6 protein-coding genes are annotated in these 8,699 nt (G+C 59.6%); all 6 read right to left on the reverse strand.

Translation table 11 applies throughout. The features are described from left to right. The coding region (locus ACIOVB_RS26210) for a prephenate dehydrogenase/arogenate dehydrogenase family protein (protein WP_401272131.1) at window positions 1-841 on the reverse strand (841 nt) is incomplete at its 3' end. A 28-nt stretch (window positions 842-869) separates the two neighbouring features. Beyond that, the gene (hisC, locus tag ACIOVB_RS26215) at window positions 870-1,982 is read right to left on the reverse strand and encodes a histidinol-phosphate transaminase (protein ID WP_187677722.1); all 1,113 of its coding nucleotides are present in this window, start codon (window positions 1,980-1,982) and stop codon (window positions 870-872) included. A 13-nt stretch (window positions 1,983-1,995) separates the two neighbouring features. Further along, window positions 1,996-3,090: a prephenate dehydratase gene (gene pheA / locus ACIOVB_RS26220; RefSeq protein ID WP_007908404.1), complete on the reverse strand. Its 1,095-nt coding sequence runs from the start codon at window positions 3,088-3,090 to the stop codon at window positions 1,996-1,998. Further along, window positions 3,090-4,175, reverse strand: coding sequence for a 3-phosphoserine/phosphohydroxythreonine transaminase (serC, locus tag ACIOVB_RS26225; RefSeq protein ID WP_401272129.1), 1,086 nt, complete (start codon window positions 4,173-4,175; stop codon window positions 3,090-3,092). The genes pheA and serC overlap by 1 nt, the downstream gene beginning before the upstream one ends. Window positions 4,176-4,301: 126 nt before the next feature. After that, window positions 4,302-7,091, reverse strand: coding sequence for a DNA gyrase subunit A (gyrA, locus tag ACIOVB_RS26230; RefSeq protein ID WP_401272130.1), 2,790 nt, complete (start codon window positions 7,089-7,091; stop codon window positions 4,302-4,304). Window positions 7,092-7,516: 425 nt separating this feature from the next. Further along, window positions 7,517-8,593, reverse strand: coding sequence for an S-methyl-5-thioribose-1-phosphate isomerase (mtnA, locus tag ACIOVB_RS26235; RefSeq protein ID WP_016986961.1), 1,077 nt, complete (start codon window positions 8,591-8,593; stop codon window positions 7,517-7,519). Between the last annotated feature and the right edge of the window lie 106 nt (window positions 8,594-8,699).

Raw genomic sequence — 8,699 nt, forward strand, 5'->3', positions numbered from 1 at the left:
CGCGGGCAACCCGGGCGCGAGTGAAAACGCCCAACAATTGGTGCCCATCCCCTGCATCGACCGCGTCGCGCAAGGCGTCGAGGTCGCTGCGAAATGTATCAAGTGTGCGCAGAACAGCCTCGCGGTTGGCGAGGAAGATGTCGTGCCACATCACCGGGTCGCTTCCGGCGATTCTTGTGAAATCGCGGAAACCACCGGCAGCGTAACGGAAGATCTCAAGGTTTTCATTGCGTTTGGCCAACGAGTCGACCAGACCGAAGGCCAGCAGATGCGGCAAGTGACTGGTCGCAGCCAACACCTCATCGTGACGCTCGACCTGCATATGCTCAACATCAGCACCCAGTTCACGCCACAGACGATCGACCACGGCGAGCGCCGCCGGATCGGTTTGCACAAGCGGCGTCAGAATCACTTTATGACGACGAAACAGCTCGGCATTTGAGGCCTCTACCCCACTCTGCTCGGATCCAGCAATCGGATGCCCGGGCACGAAGCGCGCCGGCATACCGCCAAAAGCCTCGGTCGCCGCACGCACCACATTGCCTTTGGCGCTGCCGACATCGGTCAGAATCGCCTGCCCCAGATCCATGCTCGCCAAACGCGCGAGCACTTTCTCCATGGCCAGAATCGGCACCGCCAACTGAATCACGTCCGCGCCTTGGCATGCAGCTGCCAGGTCATCCTCACAGCGATCCACCACGCCCAACTCGACCGCCAGCTTGCGCGATTGCGGGTCGAGATCGACGCCGACCACTTCGCGGCACACGCCGCTTTCACGCAAGCCTTTGGCAAACGAACCACCGATCAATCCCAGACCGACCACCACCAGGCGACCGATCATAGGTGCAGCAGATTGCAGTGCAGTGACATCACCCACGAGCCAGAACCTTACGCAGTGCGTCGAGGAAGCGGCTGTTTTCCGCCGGCAGACCGATCGTCACCCGCAGGTGGTTCGGCATGCCGTAATTGGCCACGGGACGCACGATCACGCCTTCGCGCAGCAAGCCCTGGAACACTGGAGCCGCCACCTGACCGAGATCGACGCAAATGAAGTTGCCCTTGGACTCGATCCAGCCCAAATCCAGCTCCCGGAAACCGGCTTGCAGTTGCTGCATGCCTGACTCGTTGAGCTGACGGCTTTGCGCCAGATATTCTTCGTCTTTCAACGCCGCACACGCCGCGGCCAACGCCAGGCTGTTGACGTTGAACGGCTGGCGAACACGGTTCAGCACATCCGCCACTACCGGAGTGGACAGGCCATAGCCGACGCGCAACGCCGCCAGACCATAGGCTTTGGAGAAGGTGCGCGAGACCAGCAGGTTCGGATACGCCGCAAGGAAATCCAGACCATCCGGCAAGTCGCTGCCTTCGGCATACTCGATGTACGCCTCGTCCAGCACCACCAACACATGCTCTGGAACATCCTGCAGGAACTCGTCCAGCGCTTCGGCGCCGAACCAGGTACCGGTCGGGTTGTTCGGGTTGGCGATGAACACCACGCGGGTGTTGGCGTCGATAGCGGCGAGCATGGCAGGCAGGTCGTGCCCCCAATCCTTGGCCGGCACCACTTTGGCCTGCGCGCCGACTGCCTGGGTGGCGATCGGATACACCGCGAACGCGTGCTCACTGAACACGGCATTAAGGCCCGGCGCCAGATAGGCGCGCGCGACCAGTTCGAGAATGTCGTTGGAGCCGTTGCCAAGGGTGACTTGATTCAGCTCAACGCGGCACTGCTCAGCCAACAGGGACTTCAGCGCGAAGCCGTTGCCGTCCGGATAACGGGTCAGCTCGGCCAGCTCTTCGCGGATCGCCGCCAAGGCTTTTGGACTGGCACCCAGCGGGTTTTCGTTGCTGGCCAGTTTGACGATTTTCGCCGGATCCAGATCCAGCTCGCGCGCCAGTTCGTCCACAGGCTTGCCCGGAACGTATGGCGAAAGTTGTTGCACGCCCGGCTGTGCCAGAGCGAGGAAATTGCCACTCATTTACTACCGCCCCTTACAGAACTGCTTTCGGGTAGGAACCCAGCACTTTGAGTGCTACTGCTTCCTGACTGATCTTTTCCAACACACCTTTGATCAACGGATCACGGTGGTGGCCGACGAAGTCGATGAAGAACACGTAGGTCCACTTGCCGCTGCGCGACGGACGGGTTTCGATGCGGGTCAGGTCGATACCGTTGTCATGGAACGGCACCAACAGCTCATGAAGCGCGCCGGGCTTGTTGCTCATGGAAACGATGATCGACGTCTTGTCGTCGCCGGTCGGCGGCACTTCCTGGTTGCCGATCATCAGGAAGCGCGTGGAGTTGTCCGGGCGATCCTCGATTTTCTCGGCCAGACGGGTCAGGCCATATAAGCCAGCCGCCATGTCACCGGCAATCGCCGCCGAATTCCACTCGCCTTTAACCCGCTTGGCCGCTTCGGCATTGCTCGACACTGCCACGCGCTCGACATTCGGGTAATGCGCGTCCAGCCACTTGCGGCACTGCGCCAGCGACTGAGCGTGGGAATAGATGCGGCTGATGCTGTCGGTCTTGGTGTTTTCACCGACCAACAGGTGATGGTGGATGCGCAGCTCGACTTCGCCACAGATCACCATGTCGTGTTCGAGGAAGCTGTCCAGCGTGTGGTTGACCGCGCCTTCGGTGGAGTTCTCCACTGGCACCACGCCAAAGTTCACCGCACCGGCGGCCACTTCACGGAACACTTCGTCGATCGCCGCCATCGGCTTGCTGATCACCGCGTGACCGAAGTGCTTCATGGCGGCCGCTTGGGTAAAGGTGCCTTCAGGGCCGAGGTAAGCCACTTTCAGCGGCTGCTCCAGCGCCAGGCACGAAGACATGATTTCGCGGAACAACCGCGCCATCTCTTCGTTGCCCAGCGGCCCCTGGTTACGCTCCATCACCCGCTTGAGCACCTGAGCTTCACGCTCGGGACGATAGAACACCGGCACTTCGCCTTCGGCCAGCGAGGCCATCTTTACTCGCGCGACTTCCTGGGCGCAACGCGCACGCTCACTGATCAGCTCCATGACCTTGGTGTCCAGAGCGTCAATGCGAACGCGCAGTGCCTTGAGTTCTTGCTCGGACATCAGCCGTGTTCCTTCTCGAATTCAGCCATGTACGCCACCAGCGCATTGACGGCGGTGATGTCGACGGCGTTGTAGATGGAGGCGCGCATGCCGCCCACGGAGCGGTGGCCCTTGAGGTTGAGCAGACCGCGCTCCTCGGCACCGACCAGGAACGGCTTGTCCAGACGATCATCGGCGAGGCGGAATGGCACGTTCATCCACGAGCGATCCGACTTGTTGATCGGGTTGCTGTAGAGGCCGCTGGCATCGATGAAGTCATACAGCGTGCGCTGTTTGACGTCGTTCAGCCTGGCAATCGCTTCGACGCCGCCCTGTTCTTTCAGCCACTGGAACACCAGACCGGACAGGTACCAGGCCAACGTCGGCGGGGTGTTGTACATCGAGCCGTTGTCGGCCGCGACTTTGTAGTTGAGCATGGTCGGGCACAGCGAACGCGCCTTGCCCAACAGGTCTTCGCGGATAATGTTGACCACGATGCCGCTCGGGCCGATGTTCTTCTGCGCGCCCGCGTAGATCATGCCGAAACGCGAAATGTCGACTGGACGCGAGAGGATGTCCGAAGACATGTCAGCAACCAATGGCACGTCGCCGGTTTCCGGGATCCACTGGAATTCCAGACCGCCGATGGTTTCGTTCGGTGCGTAGTGAACGTAAGCGGCATCCTTGGACAGGTTCCACTCGTTCTGACCCGGGATGGCGAAATAGTCATAAGGCTTGGCGGTAGCGGCAACGTTGACGTGACCGTAACGCGAAGCTTCTTCGATTGCTTTCTGCGACCAGATACCGGTGTCGATATAGTCGGCAGAGCCGCCTTCAGGCAACAGGTTCAGCGGGATCTGCGCAAACTGCTGGCTGGCGCCACCCTGCAGAAACAGCACTTTGTAGTTCGAAGGGATATTCAGCAGGTCACGCAGATCCTGCTCGGCCTGATTGGCAATGGACACGAACTCATCGCTGCGATGGCTCATTTCCATAACCGAAAGACCCTTGCCGTGCCAGTCAAGGAGTTCACCTTGGGCGCGCTGCAGGACAGCTTCGGGAAGCGCCGCAGGGCCGGCGCAGAAGTTATAGGCTCGCTTGCTCACATCCAATCTCGCTCTGACTTGGTGATACACAATAAATCTGTAATTCGGTAACTCTGCACTTCAGAAACTTTCATACCGGACAAATAACAAGGGGGCGAATTCTCATCCGCCCCCTCGCTTGTCCGCTTATTCCTGCGGCTCTTCGTCTGCTGCGGCGTCGAGTTGCTGGTCTTCGGCAACGTCGTCAATCACGACCTCCGCGCCAGACACCAACCCTTCTTCACCTTCGAGCTCTTCGCCCTCGACTTCCGACGGCTCCTGAACCCGCTCCAGACCGACCAGCGTTTCATCAGTGGCCAGCTTGATCAGGGTCACACCCTGGGTGTTGCGACCCAGGCTGGACACTTCATCAACACGAGTCCGCACCAGTGTGCCCTGGTCGGAAATCAGCATGATTTCCTCGCCTTCCTGCACCTGGATCGCACCGACGAGTTTGCCGTTGCGCTCTTTGGTGACCATGGCAATCACACCCTGACCACCGCGACCGCGGCGAGGGAATTTGCTCAGGGCGGTGCGCTTGCCGAAACCACGCTCGGAAGCGGTCAGAATCTGCGCGCCCGACTCAGGAATCAGCATGGAGATCAGTTTCTGATCCTTGAGGATCCGCATGCCGCGAATGCCGCGTGCACCACGACCCATTTCACGCACTGCGGCTTCAGCGAAACGAATCACCTTGCCAGCGTCGGAGAACAGCATGATTTCTTTCGCGCCATCAGTGATGGCAGCTGCAATCAGCGTATCGCCTTCCTTGAGCTTCAAGGCGATCAAGCCATTGGAGCGCGGACGGGCGAAGCGTGCCAGCGGGGTCTTCTTGACGGTACCGGAAGCCGTGGCCATGAAGATGAATTCGCCGGTCGGCTCAGCCACCAGTTCGGCTGTTTCGCCGTCGATTTCTTCCAGCTCGGCAGCTTCTTCAGCTTCGACTACTTCGCCTTCGATGATCACATCGTCAGCATCATCCTCATCGTCAGCACCGGCACGTTTTTGCAGGGCCTCGAGATCGATCTGCAGCATGGTGGTGATGGTTTCATCGGCTTCCAGCGGCAGCAGATTGACCAGCGGACGACCACGTGCAGCACGCGATGCTTCAGGGATTTCGTAAGTCTTCAGCCAGTACACCTTGCCTTTGCTGGAGAACAGCAACAGCGTGGAGTGACTGTTGGCAACCAGCAGGTGAGCAATGTAGTCCTCATCCTTGACGCCGGTCGCCGACTTGCCTTTACCGCCACGACGCTGAGCCTGGTACGCAGCCAGCGGCTGGGTCTTGGCGTAGCCACCGTGGGAGATGGTCACGACGCGCTCTTCTTCCGGGATCATGTCGCCCAGAGTCAGGTCGAGGCGCGCATCGAGAATCTCGGTGCGACGCTGATCGCCATATTCGGCGCGGATCACTTCCAGCTCTTCGCGGATCACTTCCATCAGGCGCACGGCACTGTTGAGGATGCGGATCAGCTCGCCGATCTGGTTGAGGATCTCTTGATACTCGGCCAGCAGCTTCTCGTGCTCCAGACCGGTCAGACGGTGCAGACGCAGTTCCAGAATGGCTTGCGCCTGCTCTGGCGACAGGAAGTACTTGCCTTCGCGCAGACCGTATTGCGGATCGAGGTTTTCCGGGCGGCACGAATCGGCACCGGCACGTTCAACCATCGCCACTACCGCCGAGGATTCCCAAGGGGTGCTGATCAGCGCTTCCTTGGCTTCCGATGGGGTTGGCGAAGCTTTGATCAGGGCGATCACCGGGTCGATGTTCGACAGGGCAACGGCCTGGCCTTCAAGGATGTGACCACGCTCGCGCGCCTTGCGCAGTTCGAACACGGTACGGCGGGTAACGACTTCGCGACGGTGACGAACGAAGGCTTCCAGCAGATCCTTGAGATTCAGAATCCGCGGACGGCCGTCGATCAGCGCAACGATGTTGATACCGAATACCGATTGCAGCTGGGTCTGGGCGTAGAGGTTGTTGAGGATCACCTCGGGCACTTCGCCGCGACGCAGCTCGATCACGACGCGCATACCGTCCTTGTCGGACTCGTCGCGCAGTTCAGTGATGCCTTCAAGCTTCTTCTCTTTTACCAGCTCGGCGATCTTCTCGATCAGACGCGCCTTGTTCAACTGGTAAGGAAGTTCGGTGATAACGATCTGCTGACGACCACCGACCTTATCGATGTCTTCAACGATCGAACGCGCACGCATGTAAATGCGCCCACGACCGGTGCGGTAGGCTTCGATGATACCGGCGCGACCGTTGATGATCGCGGCAGTCGGGAAGTCCGGACCGGGGATGTATTGCATCAGCTCGTCGACAGTCAGCTCGGGATTGTCGATGAGCGCCAGGCAACCGTCGATGACTTCACCGAGGTTGTGTGGCGGGATGTTGGTTGCCATGCCCACAGCGATACCGCTGGAACCGTTGACCAGCAGGTTGGGAATACGGGTCGGCATGACCGCCGGGATCATTTCCGTGCCGTCGTAGTTCGGCACCCAATCCACGGTTTCCTTGTGCAAGTCAGCCAGCAGCTCGTGCGCCAGCTTGGTCATGCGCACTTCGGTGTATCGCATGGCGGCAGCGTTGTCGCCGTCCACCGAACCGAAGTTGCCCTGACCGTCGACCAACAGGTAGCGCAGGGAGAAAGGCTGAGCCATACGTACGATGGTGTCGTAGACGGCAGTGTCACCGTGCGGGTGATATTTACCGATCACGTCACCGACAACACGGGCAGATTTCTTGTACGGCTTGTTGAAGTCGTTGCCTAGCTCGCTCATCGCGAACAGCACGCGGCGGTGCACGGGCTTCAAGCCATCGCGCGCATCCGGCAGTGCACGGCCGACGATCACGCTCATCGCGTAATCGAGGTAGGACTGTTTCAGCTCGTCTTCGATATTGACCGGGAGGATTTCTTTGGCCAGTTCGCCCATGAGAAGCCTGATTCCTTTTTCTGGTGAAACCTCGTCATATCCATAGGGATCACGAAGCTCGTCGATGCAGACTGAGTGCCATGCGCCGACTTACGACAAATCAACAAGTTGAACCCTGGATTTGCGCAGTGAAGACAACCCTGTGGGACTGCCTCGGAAAACGCCGGATGCTACCACAATCGCCGCCACGCACCTATCCCCCACAAGCGCATGGAGCATAGTTAGTTGACCGGTAATCGCCTGAAAGGGGGACGAGAGAGGCTTAGAGAGTTATTGAATAGAGATTTCGAGCTGGGTTTACGCTTGTTTATTGACTTATTGCGCCTCATTGCCAGCAGCTTGGTTTGCACATTGATTTGGGTCGATCACAAATCCTGTGGGGGCCAGCCTGCTGGCGATGCCGTCTTTTCAGGCGCCAGTGACAATTAATGCAGGCGCTTGCGGCACATCAACTGCGCCATTTTCGCGGTGTCCGGACGCTCGACGATGCCCTTCTCGGTAACAATCGCATCGATCAAGTCTGCCGGCGTCACGTCAAACACTGGGTTGAACGCTTCAACGTCCGCCCCGACACGCTTGCCACCGACTTCCAGCAGCTCGGCGCCGTCACGCTCTTCGATCGGAATGTCATCACCACTGGCCAGATTCATGTCGATGGTCGAACTCGGCGCCACCACCATGAAACGCACACCGTGGTGCATGGCGTTGACCGCCAGTTGATAGGTGCCGATCTTGTTGGCCACATCACCATTGGCGGTAATGCGGTCAGCGCCGACGATCACCCAGGTCACACCTTTGGTTTTCATGATGTGCGCGGCGGCGGAGTCAGCATTGAGGGTCACAGGAATGCCTTCGTTGGCCAGTTCCCACGCGGTCAGGCGCGAACCTTGCAGCCAAGGCCGGGTTTCGTCTGCATAAACGCGTTCAACCATCCCCTCAAGGAAAGCCGCTCGAATGACCCCCAGCGCCGTGCCGAAACCGCCGGTGGCAAGGGCACCGGTGTTGCAGTGGGTGAGAATCGCCTGCGCGTTGCCCTGATGCTTGCGGATCAGATCGACACCCAATTGCGCCATGGTCAGGTTTGCTTCGCGGTCACTTTCATGTATGGCGATAGCTTCGGCTTCCAGGGCCGCAAGAGGATCGGCATTTTCTTTCAGACGATCCAGCCGATCGTGCATGCGACCCAGCGCCCAGAACAGATTGACTGCGGTCGGACGGGAATCGGCCAACAGGGCGAAATCCTCTTCCAGCGCCGCATACCAGTCGCCACCTTCGGCAATCCGTGCGCGGGCCGCGAGCACGATGCCATAAGCCGCGCTGATACCGATGGCCGGCGCGCCACGCACCACCATCGAGCGAATCGCCTCGGCCACGCCGGCGGCGCTGGTGTAGGCAATCCAGGTTTCCTCGAACGGCAAAATACGCTGATCCAGCAGGTGGAGCGCGCCATCTCGCCAATCGATGGCCTTTACTTTCTCCGCAGCCAACAGTCGATCGCGCATCCCTCACCCCGCACTCATGAACAAAAGCCGCCGATTATAGCGATCCCCCCGCGAAGACGCTCGGGTATACTTCGCCATCCTTTACAAAAGCACTGGACCCGACCCT

The organism is Pseudomonas sp. NPDC087639, assembly GCF_044743385.1.
Lineage (GTDB): Bacteria > Pseudomonadota > Gammaproteobacteria > Pseudomonadales > Pseudomonadaceae > Aquipseudomonas.

Coding starts and splice junctions, on each gene's coding strand:
- hisC (WP_187677722.1), bottom strand. CDS start 1,982: ATGAGTGGCAATTTCCTCGCTCTGGCACAGCCGGGCGTGCAACAACTT.
- gyrA (WP_401272130.1), bottom strand. CDS start 7,091: ATGGGCGAACTGGCCAAAGAAATCCTCCCGGTCAATATCGAAGACGAG.
- mtnA (WP_016986961.1), bottom strand. CDS start 8,593: ATGCGCGATCGACTGTTGGCTGCGGAGAAAGTAAAGGCCATCGATTGG.
- pheA (WP_007908404.1), bottom strand. CDS start 3,090: ATGTCCGAGCAAGAACTCAAGGCACTGCGCGTTCGCATTGACGCTCTG.